20 protein-coding genes and 1 pseudogene are annotated in these 20,512 nt (G+C 64.4%); 14 read left to right on the top strand and 7 right to left on the bottom strand.

Annotation, left to right across the window (positions count from 1 at the left end):
* Positions 1 to 128: 128 nt before the first annotated feature.
* From ASD80_RS01995 to ASD80_RS02005, 3 genes are all read left to right on the top strand, one after another.
* Positions 129 to 629 (top strand): GNAT family N-acetyltransferase, encoded by a 501-nt coding sequence (locus tag ASD80_RS01995; RefSeq protein WP_056228269.1) that lies wholly within the window; start codon positions 129 to 131, stop codon positions 627 to 629.
* Between the two features lie 122 nt (positions 630 to 751).
* Complete coding sequence (fdxA, locus tag ASD80_RS02000; RefSeq protein ID WP_056228272.1) at positions 752 to 1,090, top strand: ferredoxin FdxA; 339 nt, start codon at positions 752 to 754, stop codon at positions 1,088 to 1,090.
* Between the two features lie 529 nt (positions 1,091 to 1,619).
* On the top strand, positions 1,620 to 2,189 hold the full coding sequence (locus tag ASD80_RS02005; RefSeq protein WP_056228275.1) for a CarD family transcriptional regulator: 570 nt from the start codon (positions 1,620 to 1,622) through the stop codon (positions 2,187 to 2,189).
* A gap of 304 nt (positions 2,190 to 2,493) precedes the next feature.
* On the opposite strand, the gene ASD80_RS02010 is transcribed toward ASD80_RS02005, so the two are convergent.
* Positions 2,494 to 3,342: a hypothetical protein gene (locus ASD80_RS02010; RefSeq protein WP_056228277.1), complete on the bottom strand. Its 849-nt coding sequence runs from the start codon at positions 3,340 to 3,342 to the stop codon at positions 2,494 to 2,496.
* Positions 3,343 to 3,384: 42 nt separating this feature from the next.
* On the opposite strand from ASD80_RS02010, the pseudogene ASD80_RS19020 reads away from it, so the two are divergent.
* From ASD80_RS19020 to ASD80_RS02035, 6 genes and pseudogenes are all read left to right on the top strand, one after another.
* Positions 3,385 to 3,549, top strand: a pseudogene (locus tag ASD80_RS19020) (double zinc ribbon domain-containing protein); the annotation flags it as partial.
* Between the two features lie 45 nt (positions 3,550 to 3,594).
* Positions 3,595 to 4,182 (top strand): ComF family protein, encoded by a 588-nt coding sequence (locus ASD80_RS02015; RefSeq protein WP_244488921.1) that lies wholly within the window; start codon positions 3,595 to 3,597, stop codon positions 4,180 to 4,182.
* Positions 4,183 to 4,217: 35 nt separating this feature from the next.
* Positions 4,218 to 4,472: a glutaredoxin 3 gene (gene grxC / locus ASD80_RS02020; protein ID WP_056228280.1), complete on the top strand. Its 255-nt coding sequence runs from the start codon at positions 4,218 to 4,220 to the stop codon at positions 4,470 to 4,472.
* A gap of 4 nt (positions 4,473 to 4,476) precedes the next feature.
* Positions 4,477 to 5,307, top strand: a complete 831-nt coding sequence (locus ASD80_RS02025) for a carbon-nitrogen hydrolase family protein (RefSeq protein ID WP_056228283.1) — start codon at positions 4,477 to 4,479, stop codon at positions 5,305 to 5,307.
* A gap of 46 nt (positions 5,308 to 5,353) precedes the next feature.
* A complete protein-coding gene (locus ASD80_RS02030; protein ID WP_244488910.1) occupies positions 5,354 to 5,791 on the top strand; it encodes a DUF1178 family protein in 438 nt (145 codons plus the stop codon).
* A gap of 174 nt (positions 5,792 to 5,965) precedes the next feature.
* Complete coding sequence (locus tag ASD80_RS02035) at positions 5,966 to 6,835, top strand: aldo/keto reductase (RefSeq protein WP_056228289.1); 870 nt, start codon at positions 5,966 to 5,968, stop codon at positions 6,833 to 6,835.
* 483 nt (positions 6,836 to 7,318) lie between these two features.
* Here the strand turns inward: ASD80_RS02035 and ilvD are convergent, their stop codons facing one another.
* The 6 genes from ilvD to ASD80_RS02065 all read right to left on the bottom strand — a co-directional run bounded on the left by ilvD (position 7,319) and on the right by ASD80_RS02065 (position 13,348).
* The gene (gene ilvD / locus ASD80_RS02040) at positions 7,319 to 9,172 is read right to left on the bottom strand and encodes a dihydroxy-acid dehydratase (protein WP_056228586.1); all 1,854 of its coding nucleotides are present in this window, start codon (positions 9,170 to 9,172) and stop codon (positions 7,319 to 7,321) included.
* Between the two features lie 123 nt (positions 9,173 to 9,295).
* Complete coding sequence (locus ASD80_RS02045; protein WP_056228291.1) at positions 9,296 to 9,736, bottom strand: hypothetical protein; 441 nt, start codon at positions 9,734 to 9,736, stop codon at positions 9,296 to 9,298.
* A 180-nt stretch (positions 9,737 to 9,916) separates the two neighbouring features.
* Complete coding sequence (locus tag ASD80_RS02050) at positions 9,917 to 10,882, bottom strand: hypothetical protein (RefSeq protein WP_056228293.1); 966 nt, start codon at positions 10,880 to 10,882, stop codon at positions 9,917 to 9,919.
* Positions 10,883 to 10,947: 65 nt separating this feature from the next.
* Positions 10,948 to 11,172, bottom strand: a complete 225-nt coding sequence (locus tag ASD80_RS02055; protein WP_056228296.1) for a hypothetical protein — start codon at positions 11,170 to 11,172, stop codon at positions 10,948 to 10,950.
* A gap of 110 nt (positions 11,173 to 11,282) precedes the next feature.
* Positions 11,283 to 12,023, bottom strand: coding sequence for a bifunctional 2-polyprenyl-6-hydroxyphenol methylase/3-demethylubiquinol 3-O-methyltransferase UbiG (gene ubiG / locus ASD80_RS02060; protein WP_200950200.1), 741 nt, complete (start codon positions 12,021 to 12,023; stop codon positions 11,283 to 11,285).
* 68 nt (positions 12,024 to 12,091) lie between these two features.
* On the bottom strand, positions 12,092 to 13,348 hold the full coding sequence (locus ASD80_RS02065; RefSeq protein WP_156460289.1) for a hypothetical protein: 1,257 nt from the start codon (positions 13,346 to 13,348) through the stop codon (positions 12,092 to 12,094).
* Between the two features lie 155 nt (positions 13,349 to 13,503).
* On the opposite strand from ASD80_RS02065, the gene ASD80_RS02070 reads away from it, so the two are divergent.
* The 5 genes from ASD80_RS02070 (at position 13,504) to ASD80_RS02090 (ending at position 20,320) form a co-directional block, all read left to right on the top strand.
* Positions 13,504 to 14,769 (top strand): aspartate kinase, encoded by a 1,266-nt coding sequence (locus ASD80_RS02070; protein WP_056228306.1) that lies wholly within the window; start codon positions 13,504 to 13,506, stop codon positions 14,767 to 14,769.
* A 67-nt stretch (positions 14,770 to 14,836) separates the two neighbouring features.
* Entirely contained in the window at positions 14,837 to 17,104 is a 2,268-nt protein-coding gene (ptsP, locus tag ASD80_RS02075) for a phosphoenolpyruvate--protein phosphotransferase (protein ID WP_056228308.1), read from the top strand.
* Between the two features lie 188 nt (positions 17,105 to 17,292).
* Positions 17,293 to 18,369 carry a peptide chain release factor 1 gene (gene prfA / locus ASD80_RS02080; RefSeq protein ID WP_056228311.1) on the top strand — a complete coding sequence of 359 codons (1,077 nt, stop codon included), beginning with the start codon at positions 17,293 to 17,295 and terminating at the stop codon, positions 18,367 to 18,369.
* Between the two features lie 23 nt (positions 18,370 to 18,392).
* Positions 18,393 to 19,235 carry a peptide chain release factor N(5)-glutamine methyltransferase gene (prmC, locus tag ASD80_RS02085; RefSeq protein ID WP_413813355.1) on the top strand — a complete coding sequence of 281 codons (843 nt, stop codon included), beginning with the start codon at positions 18,393 to 18,395 and terminating at the stop codon, positions 19,233 to 19,235.
* A gap of 341 nt (positions 19,236 to 19,576) precedes the next feature.
* Positions 19,577 to 20,320 carry a DUF4167 domain-containing protein gene (locus tag ASD80_RS02090; protein WP_082554990.1) on the top strand — a complete coding sequence of 248 codons (744 nt, stop codon included), beginning with the start codon at positions 19,577 to 19,579 and terminating at the stop codon, positions 20,318 to 20,320.
* Positions 20,321 to 20,512 lie beyond the last annotated feature (192 nt).

A 20,512-nucleotide genomic window follows, 5' to 3' on the forward strand; every position in this document is an offset into this window, starting at 1 on the left:
GCTATCGTCAAACAATCGACAGTTGCTTGACCCGAGGGCGTTTCACTTGCTGCGCCTACGGCAAGTACAGAGCCCTCGGGTCAAGCCCGAGGGTGACGATCTGTGGTAGGGAGAGCGAAGAGGAAAACATGACCATTCCAACCCTCACCACCGCCCGGCTCACCCTCCGCCCGCCGGCCTATACCGATTTCCCGGCCTATGCGGCACTGATGGCCTCACCCCGCTCCATCCATATGGGCGGCCCTTTCGACATGTCAGCCGCCTGGGGCATGTTCTGCCACGACGTGGCGCTGTGGCGTCTGTTCGGCCATGGCGCGCTGATGATCGACCGCACCGAGACCGGGCAATGCGTCGGCCAGGTTGGCATCAATCACGGCCCGCTGTTTCCCGAAAAGGAGCTGGGCTGGCTGCTCTATGAAGGGCATGAGGGCAATGGCTATGCGCTCGAGGCGGCGCGGGCGCTGCGCGACTGGGCCTTCACCGCCGGTGGGCTGGTCACACTGGTCAGCTATTGCGATCCGGCCAATGCCCGCTCCATCGCGGTGGCCGAGAGGCTGGGTGCGGTGCGCGACCCCGCCGCGCCGAAGCAGGACCCCGAGGATGTGGTGTTTCGCCACCATCGCCCATAGCCGAAACAGTGTTCTCCATTGGGGCCTGCCTGCGCCAAAAGGTGCGCCGCGGCAGCCTTGCGGTGGTGCCGAAAACGGTTTAGCACCGGACCCGTTGAGACCTGCCGGACTGCCGCCCCGATATGACCTATATCGTCACCGATAATTGCATCGCCTGTAAGTACACCGACTGCGTGGAGGTGTGCCCCGTGGACTGTTTCTACGAGGGTGAAAACATGCTGGTGATCCACCCGGACGAGTGTATCGATTGCGGCGTGTGCGAGCCCGAATGCCCGGCCGAAGCCATCAAGCCCGACACCGAGTCGGGGCTCGACGAATGGCTGGCCCTCAACACCAAGTTCGCCTCCATATGGCCCAACCTGACCGAGCGCCGCGACCCGCTGCCCGAGGCCAAGGAAAAGGACGGCGAAGACGGCAAGCTAGCCAAGTATTTCTCCGAAGAGCCCGGCGAAGGCGACTGAGTTCCTTCGTCTCCCCGACGGGAAACCTCGGACGAAAACTCCGGCCACAATCGCCTCCCGCGGACTTGATCCGCGGGTCACTCTCCACCCGGCACAAGCGACGAAAGACCCGCGGATCAAGTCCGAGGGAAGCGCCGCATGTGTAGGAAGTCCCGCGCAGGTCCTCCAGCCGGCAGGTATGGACAGGCTGTGGGCAAGTCCGCGCAAAAGCCGGATCCGGCGTCCAGCCACATCCTTGCCCCAAATGCGGGGCGCCAAATCCACACCTGATTCGTAGTTTTTGATTCTGCTGAAATTTTGTGCTATGGTCTCTTCAGATGCAGTTGAGCCCGTCACCCAGCCCGTGCCTTAAGGCACGATTTTTTTGACAACATTGTCGGATGACTTGACCCTCCGGGAAAGCGGAACCGGATGGCCATGGGGTTATTTGCTGCGCGCGGCGTCCATTTTGGGCGCCAGTAACGAAGAGTAGGAATGGACGGTCCTTCCCGCAGGGAACTGTCCATTTGGGGCGTCAACAAGGAGTTCCATGAATATGGTAGCCAAGAAGGTACAGACACGGCTTGGGTTCAAGACGGGCGAGTATGTCGTCTATCCGGCGCATGGCGTCGGTGTGATCGTCTCGATCGAGGAACAGGAAGTTGCCGGCCTGACCCTTGAGTTGTTCGTCATCAGCTTCGAACAGGACAAGCTGACCCTGCGCGTGCCTGTCGCCAAGATCAAGTCTGTCGGCATGCGCAAGCTGGCCGAGGAAGATCTGGTCGCTCAGGCGCTGGTCACCGTCACCGGCCGCGCCCGCGTCAAGCGCACCATGTGGTCGCGCCGCGCCCAGGAATACGAAGCCAAGATCAATTCCGGCGACCTGATCGCCATTTCCGAAGTCGTGCGCGATCTCTATCGCTCCGAAGAACAGCCCGAGCAGTCCTATTCGGAACGCCAGCTGTTCGAGCAGGCGATGGACCGCATGAGCCGCGAGATCGGCGCTGTCAACAAGCTGACGCTGACCGAAGCCGTGCAGCTCATCGAGAAGAACCTGGCCAAGTCGCCGCGCCGCACCAAGGCCGACGCCGCCGAAAGCGACGAGGAAGCTGCCGCGTAGGCGAACTGGTTCAAAGCATTGGAAAGGCCGGTGGCAACACCGGCCTTTTTGTTTTGGGTCGAGTTGGCACGAACGCATCACACCCACCGGGTGGCTCCCTCCCCGCAAGGGGGAGGGTTGGGGTGGGGGCGGTTGGCCCTGATATTCGGGCTAAACATCCCCCACCCTTGATCCCTCCCCGCAAGGGGGAGGGTGTCGACTGAGATATTTGCGGCCCGCCTCTCCCCCAAGTGGTCCAGCTTCACCCCACCCACGCATCCAACGCGTCAATGCTAACAGTCCGCTAACATCAACGGGCCTGATGTTACGGCTTTTTGCCGCCCGTCTGCTGCGCCAATACATCGCCCAGCCGCGTGGTGGCGCTACCCGGTTTCAGCGGCTGCTGCTGGCTTTCATGCGGCGCCCAGCCCGAAAGCCAGATGATTTCCAGCGTGGCCCGGATGCGGCCATCGGGGTCGCTGTCGTTTGTGGCATAGGCCTGTGCCGCCGCCGCCAGCAAAGCCGGCGTGGCCAGCCGGCGCGGGCGGTCGACCAGCGGATTGGAGGCGCCCAAAGCCTTGATTTCGCTCATCAAGGCGAAGGGGTTGGCGTAGCGGACGATATGCGTTTCCACATCGACCACTGGCAAAGCCAGTCCCGCCCGCTGCAGTAATCCGCCGCCGTCGCGCACCTGGATCATCGGCGCCACCCGGGCCGAAGCGCCGCCGAAAACCTGGGCATCGGCCACGAGGAACGCCTCACGCAGCTCGGTCAGCGCTTCCCCACCCAAAGCCGCGATCATCAGCAAGCCATCGGGCGCCAGTTTCGCCCGCAGCCGGGCGAGATAGCCCGGTACATCGTTGATCGCCTGCAGGTGCAGCAGCGAGACGATGAGGTTGAAGTTGTCCCCGTCCAGCTCGGGCATGTCATCATGCGCCCCGAAAGCGGCATGGCGCTGGAAGGGGAAACGGGCGCTGGCCGTCTGGCCGAAACGCGGCAACCTGTCCTCATCTGGGCCGATAATGGCGGCCTTGGGAAAGTCGCGGAGCAGTGCGCCCAGCCGGTCTTCTAGATCGGCCAGCACCAGGTCGGTGACGAAATCACTTATCCCCGTCCGCCGCGCCAGGTGGCGGGCGATCAGGGCGGCGTCGAATAGGGCGGGTGGCTGGCTCATGATGGTCTTGCGGCCGGTTGGCAGTGTGACACTATGGGCGTTATGGAGAGCGTCGAGGGGCTTGTCAAAAGCGGGACGTGGCGCCGACACATTGCCGGCGGCATCAGGTGGCTGGGCGGCGTGGCGCTCGACCTCGCCTATCCACCGGTCTGCCTTAATTGCGAAGCGCCAACGGCCACGTCGAATACGCTTTGTTCCAGTTGTTTCAATAGCGTACGCCATATCACCGCGCCACTCTGCCCGGTGCTGGGCTTGCCCTTTGCCGCCTCGCTTGGTCCCGGCACGCTCTCGGCCGAGGCGCTGGCCGATCCGCCGCCCTTTGGCCGGGCCCGCTCGGCGGTCATCTATGGCGAGGTTGCCGCGACCTTAGTGTCGCGCCTCAAATATGGCGATCGGCCCGAACTGGCCGGCTTCTGCGCCCGGTTGATGGCCGGGGCCGGGCACGAGTTGTGGGCTGACAAGCCTGTCCTCGTGCCGGTGCCGCTGCATCCGGCGCGGCAGCGCGAGCGGCGCTTCAACCAGTCGGCCGAACTGGCCCAGGCGCTGGGGCGCCTGACCGGGCTCAGGGTCGACCCGTCGCTGGTGCGGCGCACCCGCCGCACCCGCCAGCAGGTGGGCCTCAGCGGCAGCGGGCGGCAGCGCAATGTCGCCGGCGCCTTCGCCACCCATCCCGATATTGTCCTGCGCCTCGGGGGCCGGCGCATCGTGCTGGTGGACGATGTCTATACGACCGGCGCCACGGTCAAGGCGTTGACGCGCACCCTGCGCAAGGCCGGGGTCGACGCTATCGACGTCGTGACCTTCGCCCGCGTTGTCATTGGGGCGGACTTGCCCATATAAGGGATAAATACCTTGTTCCCATTGGAGAAATTTTGATGGCCAAGATCGAGATCTACACCACGCCGACCTGTCCCTATTGCCATGCCGCCAAGTCGCTGCTGGCCGACAAGGGTGCAGACTATACCGAGATCAGCGCCCTCGATCCCGATATGCGCGAGGCGATGACCGAGCGCGCCCATGGTCGCCGCACGGTGCCGCAAATCTTCATCGATGATGCCCATATCGGGGGCTATGACGATATGGCGGCGCTGGATCGCCGCGGCGGGCTCGACCCGCTGCTGGCCCGGTAGACCCATGAAAATCGCTGCCATCCAGATGCAGTCTGGGCTGGACCCCGAGGCCAATCTCGCCGCGCTCGAACCGATGCTGGCCGAGGCCGCCGCGGCCGGCGCCTCCTACGTGCTGACGCCTGAAGTTACCATGATCTTCCCGGAAAACCGGGATCAATTGCGCAGCACCGCCGCGCCCTTTGAGGGGCACCCGCAATTGGCGCGGGTGGGCGAACTGGCAAGCCAGCATGGCATGTATATCCATATCGGCTCGCTGGCCGTGCCGCTGCCCGATGGGCGCTTCGCCAATCGCTCCGTATTGTTCGGGCCGGATGGGAAACAGCTCGCGACCTACGACAAGATTCACCTGTTCGACGCCGATATTGCCGGGCTCAATGCCTATCGCGAAAGCGCCACCTATGCCGGCGGCGACGTGGCGGTGACGGCTGATCTCGGCCCGTTCACGCTGGGCATGTCCATCTGCTACGACATGCGTTTTCCCAGGCTTTACAATGCCCTGGCCAATGCCGGAGCGAACCTGATCGCGGTGCCGGCGGCTTTCACCGTGCCGACGGGGCAGGCGCATTGGCATGTGCTGTTGCGGGCGCGGGCCATCGAGACGGGCTCCTATGTCATCGCCGCCGCGCAGGGCGGCCAGCACCCCAATGGCCGGGCCACCTATGGCCACTCGCTCATCATCGATCCCTGGGGGCGGATCGTCGCCGAGCTCGATCTCGATCGTCCCGGCGTGCTGCTGGCAGAGATTGCTCCCGAACAGGTCGTCGACGCACGCCAGCGCATCCCCGCACTGGCCAATGCGCGAAACTTTGCCCTTCCGGGGGCGTTGCAGCCTTAAGCCAGCGCCCTATATCGTTACTCAACCAACCGGGCCGCACGGGCCCATGAGACTTGCTGTTGTGATCCAATATTCGCTCCATTGCTCCAAGGGCCACACCTACGACGCCTGGTTCAAGAGCGCCGCCGCGTTCGATGACCAGCAGGCGCGCGGCATCGTGAGCTGCGCCGTCTGTGGCGATGGGGCAATCGAGAAAGCGCCAATGGCGCCATCCGTGGCGCGGACCGTCGGCGAAAAAGTCTCGCTGAGCGCGGCCCATCCCGATGCGGCAAGATTCCGCGAAATGGTTCGGGCCTATCGCCAGAAGGTGACCAGCGAAGCCGACTATGTCGGTGACAAATTCGCCGAAGAGGCCCGCAAGATTCATTTCGAGGAAGTGGAAGCCCGCGGCATCTATGGCCAAGCCACGCGCGACGAAGTCGCCGGCCTGCTCGAAGACGGCGTGGATTTCCTGCCGCTGCCCGACGTCGCTGACGACAACTGAAATCCTGCCACGGCCTCGCCCTTCGGCAAGCTCAGGATGAGGCCTGTTGAAAGACCGATTCAAAAGTAGACCTCATGGTGAGCTTGTCGAACCACGAGGTCGTGCCCTCAGGGGACGTTCTGTCCCCGCTAGTTCCGAGCGCCACTCCCGGCGCGACCAAACGGAGATATCAAGATGACCACACTCGACGCAGCCCTTTCGGGCACGTTTGCCATTGGCGGTGACCTCAAGATCAACCGTCTGGGTTTCGGCGCCATGCGCATTACCGGCCGCGGCATCTGGGGTCCGCCCGAGAATCCGGAAGAAGCCAAGGCCACCCTGCGGCGCCTGCCCGAACTCAATGTCGATTTCGTCGATACGGCGGAAAGCTATGGCCCCTATGTCAGCGAGGAGCTGATCGGGGAAGTGCTGGCACCCTATTCCAGGGGCACCATCATTGCCACCAAGAGCGGGCTGACCCGGACCGGGCCGGATGAATGGCACCAGCTCGGTCGGCCGGAATTCCTGCGCCAGGGCGCCATCCAGAGCCTGCGCCGCCTCAAGCGCGACGTCATCGACCTTTGGCAGCTGCATCGCATCGAGAGCCAGACGCCGCGCGAAGACCAGTTCGGCGCCATCGCGCAGATGCAGCAGGATGGGCTGATCCGCCATGTCGGCCTCAGCGAGGTCAGCGTCGCCGACATCAAGGAAGCCAGCAAATACTTCAAGGTGACGACGGTGCAGAACATGTACAACCTGGTGAGCCGCAAGGCCGAGGATGTGCTGGATTATTGCGAAGCCAACGGCATCGGCTTCATCCCGTGGCGCCCGATCGATGGCGGGAACCTGGAATCGTCAAGCGCCGAGTTCAAGGCCATCATGGACAAGCACGGCGCCTCGGCCAGCCAGCTGGCTTTGGCCTGGATGCTAAAGCGCTCGCCGGTCATGCTGCCCATTCCGGGCACCAGCAAGGTCAAGCATCTCGAAGAGAATGTCGCGGCAGCCGCGATCACGCTCAGCGATGACGACTTCGCCACGCTGGATCGGATCGGCCGCAAGGGGTGATGTTTCTTCACCTCTCCCTTTGGGGGAGAGAGCCTGCCCCGGACTTGATCCGGGGTCGGCCGAAGGCCGGGTGAGGGGGCCTTCCCCCAGCACCGTATCAAGAAAAGGCCCCCTCACCCGCCTTGCTTCGCAAGTCGACCTCTCCCCCAAAGGGAGAGGTGAAGAAAGTCTGCGATGTCTGAGAGATCAGGGTCGGTTCGATAGGGAGGGTGGAATCCCCGCTATCGAACCTGACCAAAAGACAGCCTTGGCAGACCGTCAGGTGGCTGAGCGGGCATGTAGCACCGGCAGCGGGGCTTGTCACGCGATTGTCGCAGAGGCCGTTTCCGCGAACTGGATCGGCATCTCCCCCTTGACGGGGGAGGCTGGGAGGGGGTGTTGGGAGCCACGATATAAATCGGGGCTAAACACCCCCCACCCTTGATCCCTCCCCGCAAGGGGGAGGGTGTCGACTGACAATTCAGTCGCAAGAACCCGTCCGCCTCAATTCCACAGCTTGTCGATAGCCTCGGTATCGCGCACCGCACCTCGCGCCGCACTCGTCGCAAAGGCCGCATAGGCCTTGAGGGCCGTGGTCACGTTGCGCTTGCGCGGATGGGCCGGCTTCCAGCCCAACGCGTCCTGGTCGTGCCGGCGCTGGGCGAGCTCATCGGCGCTCACCAAGAGAGTGATCGTCCGATTGGGGATGTCGATCTCGATCGTGTCGCCCTCGCGCACCAGCCCGATCGTGCCGCCTTCGGCAGCTTCCGGCGAGACATGGCCGATGGAGAGGCCCGACGTGCCGCCGGAGAAGCGGCCATCGGTGAGGAGGGCACAGGCTTTGCCCAGGCCCTTGGACTTGAGGTAGCTCGTCGGGTAGAGCATTTCCTGCATGCCGGGGCCGCCGCGCGGGCCTTCATAGCGGATGACGAGAACATCGCCTTCCTTGATCTGGTTGGAGAGGATCGCCTTGACCGTATCGTCCTGGCTCTCGAACACGCGAGCCGGGCCGGTGAATTTGAGGATGGATTCATCCACGCCCGCCGTCTTCACGATGCAGCCATCGATGGCGACATTGCCCTTGAGCACGGCGAGGCCCCCATCCTTGGAGAAGGGGGTTTCGGCCGAGCGGATGACGCCATTCTGGCGGTCGAGGTCGAGTTCGGCCCAGCGGTTGGACTGCGAAAAGGCCTGCGTGGTGCGCACGCCGCCGGGGGCGGCCATGAAGAAATTGCGCACGGATTCGGAATTGGTGCGGGAGATATCCCACTTATCCAGGGCATCGCCCATCGTGGCAGAATGGATCGTATGTTCCTTGCGATTGATCAGGCCGGCGCGGTCGAGCTGGCCGAGAATGGCCATGATGCCGCCGGCGCGATGCACGTCTTCCATATGCACGTCCGCCTTGGCCGGCGCGACCTTGGAGAGCACCGGCACCTTGCGGCTCAGCTTGTCGATATCGTCCATGGTGAAATCGACGCCGCCTTCATAGGCCGCGGCCAGGATATGCAGCACCGTATTGGTCGAGCCGCCCATAGCGATATCGAGGCTCATGGCGTTTTCGAACGCGGCCTTGGTGGCGATGGAGCGTGGCAGCACCGAAGCATCGTCCTGCTCATACCAGCGGCGGGCCAGGTCGACGATCAGGTGGCCGGCTTCCTGGAACAGGCGCTTGCGATCCGAATGAGTGGCCAGCGTCGAGCCGTTGCCGGGCAGGGAAAGGCCCAGGGCCTCGGTAAGACAGTTCATGGAATTGGCGGTGAACATGCCCGAGCAGGAGCCGCAGGTGGGGCAGGCGGCTTCCTCGACGGCCTGGACTTCGGCGTCGGTATAGTGGTCGTCGGCGGCGATCACCATGGCGTCTACCAGGTCGAGCGCCTGCAGCTTGCCCTTGAGCATGGCCTTGCCGGCCTCCATCGGGCCGCCGGACACGAAAACCACCGGGATATTGATACGCATGGCGGCATTGAGCATGCCGGGGGTGATCTTGTCGCAATTGGAGATGCAGACCATGGCATCGGCGCAATGGGCGTTGACCATGTATTCCACGCTGTCCGCGATGATGTCTCGCGATGGCAGCGAATAGAGCATGCCGTCATGGCCCATGGCGATGCCGTCATCGACCGCGATGGTGTTGAATTCCTTGGCCACGCCGCCGGCCGCCTCGATTTCGCGGGCCACGAGCTGGCCGAGATCCTTGAGATGGACATGGCCGGGCACGAACTGGGTGAAGCTGTTGACCACGGCGATGATCGGCTTGCCGAAATCGCCGTCCTTCATGCCCGTCGCGCGCCAGAGGCCACGCGCGCCGGCCATGTTGCGGCCATGGGTAGTGGTGCGGGAACGATAGGCTGGCATGGCGATATCCTCGGAAGTCGTTGCGCCCATTGAGATAGGCGCGGTCGATCTTTCTTAGACCCATTCCAGAACCGGATCAATCGAAACCGTACCGACGGGTACGGTTCTATGGCGGGCCAAACGCTAGTTGTTGATGCGGGTAATGCCCCACCAGGCCTGGGCGCAGGCGTCGTCGACGCAGATCAGGTTCATCCACAGCGCGCCATTGGCGAAGCCGACGCCGTCGCTGGTGACGATGAGGTCGGCATAGTCCTGGCTGGAGAGGGCGGCGATAGTGTCTGGAGTCAGCAGGTAATCGAAATTGTCGACCAGGTCCTGCGGCTCGAGGATGTCGTAGATTTCGCCATTGGCTTCCACGGTCAGCGGGTAGACGCCGAGATCGGCGATGGTGGTGGGGTCGGCGAAGAGAAACGCATCCTGCATGAGGCCAAAGGCCTCGCCGAATTCCACCGACATGCCATGCAGGTTCTCGATCTGGCCCATGACATCCTCTTCGCTCTGGGCGAAGGCGGGGGTGGCGAGCAGGGTGAAGACACAGGCAGCGGCTAGGGAGATGAGGCGCATGGTGGCTCCGGAATTGGACGCCGCAATCCTAGCGCATTGCCCCGGCCTCGTATCGCCAAATCAGGCGGCCAGCCCCGCGGCGTCCCGCCTCGGAAAAAAGGCCTGGCAAGCTGCCAGGCCCAGTTGGGTAGGAATACGCCAGGGCCCGCGAAAGCGCTGGGCGCAGCGGGAGTTAAGCAGTTAGTCCGTCGCCGCTGGCGGAAAATATTGCGCATATCGCGGGTCGGTCTCCACCAGCCAGCAGGCAATGGCCCAGCCGCGGGCGTAATTGGCGATGGCGGAGGCAATGAAATTGTCCGCCAGGTCGAGCAGTTCGGGCAGCAGTTCCACCTGATGGCCGCCGGGCCGGTGTTGGCGCGCCAGCCCCAGCTGGGCCAGCTCGTTGAACAGATTGCGGATATGGGTTCGCGAGGTGCGGCTGCGCAGGCCCAGCGTGTCGAAGGACAGGCTGACCCTGGTGGGGTCGCCGTCATGCGCGGCCACCAGATAGGGCGCCAGCAGCTTGACCCCGTCCTGCCGCGCCAGTATCGGCCGCAGCCGGCCCGCCAGCTCCAGCGGCTGCCGGGCCAGCGAGCGCGTGCGGCTGGCTACATGGCGCAGGGCGCGCTGGTAACGGCGATCGCCCTCACGGAGCGGACCGCCGATATTGGTGCCGGGCAGGAAGCTGTCGAGGCACGAGAACTGCCGCGCCAGCAGGTCCAGGTCGAGGTCCAGCATGTGCTCGGTGGGCAGCACCAGCCGCAGCCGGCGGTCGGCGGGTGAGTCAACTAGGCTGAGCAGCCCGATGCTTTGCAGTCGCGCCAGGATGGCGTCGAGCCGGCGAGCGCTGGACAGGCCGAGCGGCAGGAAAACATTGCGGATGAGGCCGATGGTGGGCCAGGTGGCGCGCTCGTCGGGATCGTAATGGAAATAGAGGGTCACGATCGTGCTGAACAGCGCGATGCGGCCGGGATCGCTGAGCAGCCGCATGGCCGGGCTGCTGCCCTGCGCCTGTGGATCGGTGGCAAAAGCGAGCAGGAAGCGGCGCCGCGTGGCGGCAAAGTTCGGATGCGCCCGTACCTCTGCCACCGAGCGGGCGGGCGGGACTTGCGGGAACGGCTCGGCCTCCATCGGTGCCGATTTGGTGGCGGTCGCTGTCTCCTCCATGCCGTCAGTCTAGCCAGCCGCCGGCAGGGGGACAAGATTTGCGGCCCGATCGGCCCGGCGCCGTCTCAGCGTTGCGATTCCAGCAGGGTGATGGCCAGCCTCGATACATCGGCGCTGCGGCCGAAGCCGGCGCGTTCGAGGGGAATGCCGGCATCTTCCAACTGTTCCCGCGACAGGTCGGGCGGCAGGCGCGGTTTGCGGGGGGTGAAAATCGGCCACCACATCAGCGCCGGCCGGCGGAAAGTGATGGTTGGCGGGCAGGGGGCAGCAGCGTCAACGGCAATGGTCATGGCACGCCTCCACATTGATGGGAGCGAGCGTGCCAGACACCGGCGGCGGGGCGGCGGAAGTCTCTGCGTATAATGCCGTCTAGAGCGGAAGTTTTTGCGTATATCGCCGGTCAGGCGGCCGGTCGTTCGGCCATGACCATGTAGTTGATGCCCATGTCGCGCGAGCGGCGCCATTCGTCGGCCAGGGGGTGGAACACTACGCCGGTCTCGCCGGTGATCCTGAGGCCGTTGCGGGTCAGCAGGGTCTTGATCTCGTCGGGCGTGAGAAACCTGTTCCAGTCATGGGTGCCCCTGGGCAGCCAGTGCAGGATGCGCTCGGCGGCAAAGACGGCGAAGGCGCGGGCGCGCAGGGTGCGGTTGAGCGTCGCGGTGAGCGTCAGCCCACCCGGCTTTACCAGGTCGGCGCAGCTCTTCATGTAGAGCGGCACATTGTCGACATGCTCCACCACCTCCATGTTGAGCACCATGTCATAGCGCGCTCCGGTCGCCGCCAGCGCCTCGCTGGTGGTGGCGCGGTAGTCGATGGCGAGCCCCGATTTTTCCGCATGCAGCCGGGCAATGGCGATATTGCGCTCGGCCGCGTCGATACCGGTGACTGTGGCGCCCAGCCGGGCCAGCGGTTCACAGAGCAGGCCACCGCCGCAGCCGACGTCGAGGATGGTCAGGCCCTCGAAGGGGCGCATGGCGGTGCCGTCCAGGTTGAAATGAGCCAGCAGGTGCTCGCGGATGTAGGACAGGCGCACCGGATTGAACTTGTGCAGCGGCTTGAACTTGCCCGTCGGGTCCCACCACTCCTCGGCCATCGCGGTGAACTTGGCGATCTCGGCGTCGTTGATGGTGGTGGCGGTCATGGCGAGCTCCGTTTGGCACATATCACCTCGCCGTCATGGCCAAGGCAAGGCGCGCGGGCGTCGCAGGGTCAGGGCGCCTCGGCGGCCAGGAAGGACTGCCGGGCGAAGAGTTCATAGGTGTTGTTGGTCTGGATGGCGAGGTCGGTCGGCAGCGGCATTTCGGGGTTGGATGCGGTGGAGAAGAAGAAGCGGAAATATTGTCCGTAGCCCCCTTCCAGGATGGCGGGGACAAGTTCGGCGGGCAGGCTGAAGCACGGGCCGCCAAGGCAGCCATCTTCAATGCGCGTCGCCTCGAACACGGTCGCGGCGTCCCACCATTCCTGGCCACGGGCATAGGTGAAGTCGTTGCCAAGGTCCGACCCCAGCCGGGGATGAACCAGCACGGTGACCGAGCCATCCGCCACGCGGCCGGCATCGGCACCAAAGGTCATCACCCGCGTCGACCCATCCGGCTGTAAGGTAAAGACTGCGTAGATCGACGGCCCTTCTTCCAGCGTCGGATAGCGGCCGACGTCCTGCCACACGTCGGCGACCGGGTTCATCGCTCCGTCGGTGAGCCTTCTGATATAGCCCAGAACCTCCGGGTTATGCTTCTTGATCAACCGGTACCGGGCTTGTTCGGCCACGATTTCGAACAGGATGTTGTCGGCAACCCGCACGGCCGACTGCACCGTGAAGTCCAGATTAAAGCTGGGGGCTTCCATGGAATAGTCACCGAAAGCATAGCCGCCCCCCAGGCCGTCAAGGCCACCGAAGAGATTGGTATTGCTGAGTGAGGATGAGTCCAGATCGGCCTGCTTGGCCTCATCGAGCTTGGCCTGTGCCTGCTGCTGGGCATATTGCACGAAGCCCTGCCAGTTCTGGCTGTAGAGCGGCTGGATCATGCCCTCGAAGGCATGGGCCGCCTGTGTCTGCTCCGGCGTCAGGTTGCCCATCTGCACGGCAATCATCAGGTCGGCATAGATGGCTGGCGCGGCCTCTCCCCGCAGCGGCAGGATATAGGCTCCGGCCGCGGCATTGTCGGTGCAGGCAATGGTCTCGGCCCTGGCCCCGGCCTGCGCTTCAAGCGCGTCGTACTGGGTCAGGTAATCCGCTTCGCTGATCTTGCCGGATTGGCGGTTCCGGGCAAAATCCAGCCGGGCCAGAAGGTCGCTCTCTATGTAACCGATACGATCGCGCTCGAACTGCTTGAAGAACCGGCAGTTCTCGTCGATCGCCTGGGCAGTCTTGAGCGCCACGAAGCGATCGATGACTTCCTGCTGGGCCATGGCAGGGAACACCAGGCAAAGGCTGGTGGTGATGATGGCAAGCGCGCGACGCAACATGGCAAACTCCTTGTCGGCGCCAGCGTGCTTGTCGGAGCCACTATGGTCACCCCGCATATCGGGGTGGCCAAGCCCGTTGCTTCAATGCCGCCTTTGTCGTATGTCCCCGCACAACAAAGCGTACCGCCGGGTTCGGCGGGGTTCCGGGGAAGCAATTGGCCCGCATCGTCGTCAAGTTCGGTGGCACTTCGGTCGCCAGTGTCGAGCGCATCCGCCAGGCGGCGCGCCATGTGAAACGCGAGGTCGATGCCGGCCATGAAGTGGCCGTCGTGGTTTCGGCTATGTCGGGCAAGACCAATGAGCTGGTGGGCTGGGTCAACGAGGCCAGCCCGCTGCACGATGCCCGCGAATATGACGCGGTGGTCGCCTCGGGCGAGCAGGTAACGGCTGGGCTGATGGCCATCGTGCTGAGCGAAATGGGCATCCAGTCGCGCTCATTCGCCGGCTGGCAGGTGCCGATCCGTACCGACGACGCGCATGGCGCGGCGCGCATCACCGAAATCGACCCGACCGAACTCGACAAGCGGATGAAGGATGGCTGGGTGCCGGTCATCACCGGCTTTCAGGGCATTTCCCCGCATGGACGGGTCACCACGCTGGGCCGCGGCGGCTCGGACACCTCGGCGGTGGCGGTGGCGGCGGCGGTCAAGGCCGATCGCTGCGATATCTATACCGATGTCGATGGCGTCTACACCACCGATCCGCGTATCGTGCCCAAGGCGCAAAGGCTCACCAGGATTTCCTTCGAGGAAATGCTGGAAATGGCCTCGCTTGGCGCCAAGGTGCTGATGATCCGCTCGGTCGAGATGGCCATGGCCTATAAGGTGCCGCTGCTGGTCCGCTCGAGTTTCGATGATCCCGATGCGCCCCAGCTGGCGCCTGACGGGACGCCGGGCGTACCCGGCACACTGGTTTGCGATGAGGATGAGATCGTGGAAAAGCAGATCGTTTCGGGCGTGACGCTCGCCAAGGCCGAGGCCAAGATCACCCTGCGCGACGTCAAGGACAATCCGGGCGTGGCCGCCGCCATTTTCGGCACGCTGGCCGATCAGGGCATCATCGTCGACATGATCGTGCAGAATATCGCCGATGACGGCGCCACCACCGACATCACCTTCACCGTGCCCGACAGCGAATACGACAAGGCGGTCAAGACGCTGCAGAATGCCGGGGACCGCATCGAATATGCGCGGCTCAGCGGCTCCAAGGGCGGGGCGAAGGTCTCGGTCGTGGGCGTGGGCATGCGCAGCCATGCGGGCGTCGCGTCGTCCATGTTCAAGGCGCTGGCCGACAAGGGCATCAACATACAGCTCATCACCACCTCGGAAATCAAGACCTCGGTACTGATCGATGAGCAATATGCTGAGCTTGCGGTTCGCGCGCTCCATACTTATTACGGGTTGGACAAGAAGGACGCCTAGGGCCGGTCGAAGGGTTCTGGTCGCTCCTCAAAGCAGGGGGGCGGCTGTGGCGGCCGTCTAAGGGGTAATGGTCACGACCATCGGCGGCCCGAGAGTGCTGCTGCGGCAATTGCGTGAGACGATGGCGGAGCCGCTGGCTTCGCAGGCGCGACTCGACAAGATTGTCGGGCTCATCGCCGACAACATGCGCGCCGATGTCTGCTCGTTCTACGTGCTGCGCGACGATGGTGCGCTGGAGCTGTTCGCTTCCAAGGGCCTCGCCGCCGAATCGGTTCACATGACCACGCTGCGGCTGGGCGAGGGCCTGGTCGGCCTCATCGCGGCCGAAGCCGAGCCGCTGAGCCTCGACGACGCCACCAGCCATCCTGGCTTTGCCTATCGTCCGGAAACCGGCGAGGAGCGCTACAACGCCTTCCTTGGCGTGCCTGTGCTGCGGGCCGGCCAGACGCTGGGCGTGCTCGTGGTGCAGAATGCCGAACGCCGCCATTATGGCGAGGACGAAACCGAGGCGATGCTGACTACGGCCACAATCCTGGCCGAAATGATCGCCACCTCGGACTTCGACAATCTGATCAAGCCGGGGTCCGATATCGATCTCAGGCGTCCCCGCATGTTCACCGGCGTCAGCTTTACCGACGGAATTGCGCTGGGAACGGTGGTGCTGCACGACCCGCGCGTCGTGGTTTCTAACTTCATCGCCGAGGATACCGATGCCGAAAAGGTGCGGCTCGAATCGGCGCTGGCGCGGATGCGCGTCTCCATCGACGCCATGCTCGACCATGGCGACATGGCGGGCGCCACCGATCACCGCGAAATCCTCGAAACCTATCGCATGTTCGCCAATGACCGGGGCTGGGTGCACCGGCTGACCGAGGCCATCGACAATGGCCTTTCGGCCGAAGCAGCGGTGGAGCGGGTGCAGAACGATACCCGCGCCCGCATGCTGCGCCAGACCGATCCCTATATCCGCGACCGGCTCCACGACCTCGACGATCTGGCCAACCGGCTGCTGCGGGTGTTGACCGGCGACGGGCTGACGCTGGGGCGCAAGGAACTGCCCGACAATGCCATTCTCGTCGCCCGCAATATGGGGCCGGCGGAACTGCTGGAATATGACCGCAAGAAGCTGCGCGGCATCGTGCTCGAAGAAGGGGGCACCACGGCGCATGTGGCGATCGTGGCGCGCTCGCTCGGCATGGTGGCGGTGGGGCAGGCGCAGTCCATCGTCTCGATGTGCGAAACCGGCGACGATATCATCCTCGATGGTCCCGGCGGGCTGGTGCATCTCAGGCCCACGCCCGATATCGAGCAGGCCTATGTCGACAAGGTGCGCGTCACTGCCAAAAGGCGGGCGCATTATGCGGCGCTCAGGGACAAGCCATCGGTGACCAGGGATGGAGTCGACATCACCCTGCTGCACAATTCGGGGCTGGTGGCCGACCTGCCGATGCTCGACGATACCGGGGCGGCTGGGGTCGGGCTGTTCCGCACCGAATTGCAGTTCATGATCGCATCCAAGCTCCCCCGGCTGCATGAGCAGCAGGAGCTCTATGCCGAAGCCATGGCCATTGCCGGCGAGCGGCCGGTGGTGTTCCGCCTGCTCGATATCGGCGGCGACAAGGTGCTGCCCTATCAGCGCTCGATGACCGAGGAAAACCCGGCCATGGGGTTCCGCTCGATCCGGCTGGGGCTGGAGCGGCCGGGCCTGCTGCGCACGCAGATCAGGGCGCTGCTGCTGGCGGCCAATGGGCGGCCGCTCAAGATCCTGGTGCCGATGGTCACCGAGACCTTCGAATTCACCCAGACCAAGCGGGTGGTGCAGAAGGAAGTCGAACGGCTGCGGCGGCAGGGCAAGGTCTTGCCGAGCCGGCTGGAACTGGGCGTGATGGTGGAAGTGCCCTCGCTGCTGTTCGAGCTCGACCAGTTGCTGCCCGAGGCCGACTTCGTTTCCATCGGGTCGAACGACCTGGTGCAGTTCCTGACGGCTTCAGACCGCGCCAATCCGCGTGTCGCCAAGAATTACGACCCGATCGGCATGCCGCGCCTGCGCGCCATCCGCATGGTGGTCGATGCGGCGCGGCGCTACAACATTCCCATCACCATGTGCGGCGAACTGGCCGGGAAACCCCTTGAAGCGCTTGCCTTGATGGCGGTGGGCATGACGCGGCTTTCCATGGGCCCGGCCTCCATCGGGCCGATCAAGGAACTGGTGCTCAATCTCGATCTCAAGCCGATCCAGCAATCGGTGGGCGCTGCGCTGAGCGATGGCGCCGACGGGGTGACCATCCGCGCGTTGCTGCAGGAATGGATCGAAAAGCAGAACCTGCCGGTTTGACGGCGAGCCGCGAGCCTTCTACATGCACGGTGTCATCCCGGCGAAGGCCGGGATCCATGTCGAGATCATGCCTTTGCCGCAAGGTCGATGAGCATTTTCCTGCATCTCAGGATGGATCCCGGCCTTCGCCGGGATGACATCGCATTTTTGGATAGAGCGGTGCATCGCCCGCACAGGATTGAACGACCATGCCATCTCTTCCCCAGGACAAGCTCGACGCGCTCGAGACGCGGTTCCAGTATGTCGAGGCGGCGCTTTCGGGTGGCGCCGGGCCGGACGAGTTCGTCAAATTCTCCAAGGAGCATGCCGAGCTGGCGCCGATCGTCGGGGAAATCCGCGCCTATAACAAGGCGCTGAGCGACCGGGCGGAGGCCGAGGCCCTGCTCAGGAGCGGCGACAAGGACATGGCCGAAATGGCCGAGGCCGAGATCGTCGAACTCGACGAGAAGATCGAGGCGCTGTTCCAGGCGGTGCGTATCCTGTTGCTACCCAGGGACGAGGCCGACGAAAAGTCGATCATCCTCGAAATCCGTGGCGGCACTGGCGGCGACGAAGCCGCGCTGTTCGCCGGCGATCTGTTCCGCATGTATGAGCGTTACGCGTCCAGTCACGGCTGGAAGGTGACGGTGATGGAGGAAAGCCCCGGCGAAATGGGGGGGTTCAAGGAAATCATCGCCAATGTGAGCGGCAAGGGCGTCTACGCCCGCATGAAATTCGAGAGCGGCGTGCATCGGGTGCAGCGCGTGCCGGTGACCGAACGCCAGGGCCGCGTTCACACCTCGGCGGCGACGGTCGCCGTGCTGCCCGAGGTGGAAGACATCGACATCGACATCCGCAACGAGGATATTCGCATCGACACGATGCGCGCCTCGGGTGCCGGCGGCCAGCACGTCAACACCACCGACTCGGCGGTGCGCATCACCCATATTCCGTCGGGCCTGGTGGTTACCTCGGCCATGAAGAGCCAGCACCAGAACCGGGCCCAGGCCATGTTGGTGCTGCGCTCGCGCCTCTATGAAATGCAGCGCGAGGAACGGGATTCCGCCCGTTCGGCCGAGCGCAAGGGGCAGGTGGGGTCGGGCGACCGCTCCGAGCGCATCCGCACCTACAATTTCCCGGAAAACCGGGTCACCGATCACCGCATCGGCCTGACGCTCTACAAGCTCGACAGGATCATCGCGGGCGAGGCGCTGGACGAGTTGATCGAGGCGTTGATCACCACCAGCCAGGCCGAGCAGCTTGCGGCCATGGAGACGGCCAACTGACCCAGGCGCCCACCATCGGCGCGTTGTGGCGGGGCTGGCGCGACGTGCTGACCCGCCTTGGCTTCGACAGCGCGGGGCTCGATGCCAAACTGCTCACCGGACACGCGCTCGGCCTCGATACGCTGGCCCTGGCGATGCGCGAGAATGAGCCGGTCGATGGCGAGGCCGCGGGACGGGTCGCCGAATTGCTGCAACGGCGCATGACCGGGGAATCGGTGGCCCGTATCATCGGCGCGCGCGAATTCTACGGCCTGTCCTTCACGCTCAATGCCGCGACGCTGGAGCCGCGGCCCGAGACGGAACTGCTGGTGGATATGGCGCTGGGCGCGCTGCCGGCGGGAGGGCGCCTGCTCGATCTGGGCACAGGCACCGGCTGCATTCCCATCGCGGTATTGGCCAATCAGCCCGATGCGACGGCCGTGGCGGTGGATTTGAGCGCCGAAGCCCTGGAGGCGGCGCAGGCCAATGCCGAGCGGCATGGTGTGGCCGCGCGGATTGAATTGCTACAAGGAAGTTGGTTCGCGCCGCTTACCTCCCCCGAAGGGAGAGGTGAAGAGGGCTTCCACCTCATCGTCTCCAACCCACCCTACATCACCTCTGCCGTGGTCGAAACGCTGGCGCCCGAGGTGAAGGACTTCGATCCGCGTCTCGCCCTCGATGGCGGGCCTGATGGCCTTGCGCCCTATCGGGTCATCGCGGCGGGGGCGTCACGCTGGCTCGTGCCGGGCGGTTGGCTGCTGGTGGAGATCGGCCACGACCAGGGCGCGGCGGTCAGTGCGTTATTTCTCGAAGCCGGGTTCGATGACGTGGCGGTGCATCGTGACCTCAACGGGCTTGATCGTGTGGTCGGCGCACACCATCTTTAAGGCAATCCGTCGCAACGCGTGGTGAGACGCGCAATTAATGCTGGCAAAGACGACGCGAACGTTATAGTTTGGTCCTGCTGTCAACGGCGCTTCATGAGCGCCACGGCGACTAGCCACCCGACAAATTCATTGGCTGCGATGCGCAGCGCGGTTCCGGCAAAGGCTGGAACGACGCGGGATGGGTTCGGAACGCCGTCAGACGGTTTCGGTCTTCATGAAGCCAGATTAGAGCCGGTTTGAGGAGCCAAGAGAGCTTTCTTCCGGAATTGGCCCGACCAGGCAGTTTGCCGGTCCGCCAGCAGTGTGACGCTTATTTTTCTAGAGTTAGATAAAGCGACCAGATGAGACCCAATAACCAGAATAACAAGAACCGGCAGCGTGGCCGGAACGGTGGGCGCAAGCACGTCAATCCGTTGTCCCGCAATTTCGAGAGCAACGGACCGGACGTGAAGGTGCGCGGCAATGCCGCCCATGTCGCCGAGAAATATCTCCAGCTTGCCCGTGATGCCCAGTCGAGCGGCGATTCGGTCATGGCGGAGAATTACCTCCAGCATGCCGAGCATTATTTCCGCATCGTCTCCAGCGCCCAGCAGGCCCAGAACGGCCAGCGGCCGGATGGCCAGGACGATGATTTCGACGATGACATGCCCGATATGAACTCGCGCTTCGCCTCGCCCCAGCCGCCACAGCAGCAGCAATATGTGCAGCAGGCCGAGGGGGACGAGCAGGGCGAAGGCGAACAGAATCGCGAGCAAAGCCAGCCGCGCCAGGATGGCGAGCGCCAGCAGCGCGGCGATCGCCGCGACCGCCAGCGCAGCCGCGAGCGGTTCCGTCCCGAGGGCGAGGGCCAGCAGCCGGTGGCTGCGGCCGAGCAGGCCCAGCCTGTTGCAGCCGAAGAGGCAGATGCGCCGGGCGAGCAGCAGCCGGTCGAGGCCGAGGGCGAAGCCCGCAAGCCGCGCGAGCGCCGGCCACGCCGTCGCCGTCCGGCCGGTGGCGACGGCGGCGACCTTGCGGGTGCCGATCAACCCGATGTCGGCGAATTGCCGGCCTTCCTCACGGCAGGCGGCACCACCCCTGCAGAATAAGTTCAAAGGCCGGACAGCAATGTCCGGCCTTTTTGGTTGGGTGTTCCGGTCCGCGCCCTCACCGCCACCAACGAACCGCCTCGCACAATCCCGCCCACCCACCAGACCGCCCCCGGGCCTGACCCGAGGGCCACTATCAATCCGGCACAAGTGGGCACTGGTCCTCGGATCAAGTCCGAGGACGGTACAGTG

The organism is Devosia sp. Root635 (assembly GCF_001427605.1).
GTDB lineage: Bacteria > Pseudomonadota > Alphaproteobacteria > Rhizobiales > Devosiaceae > Devosia.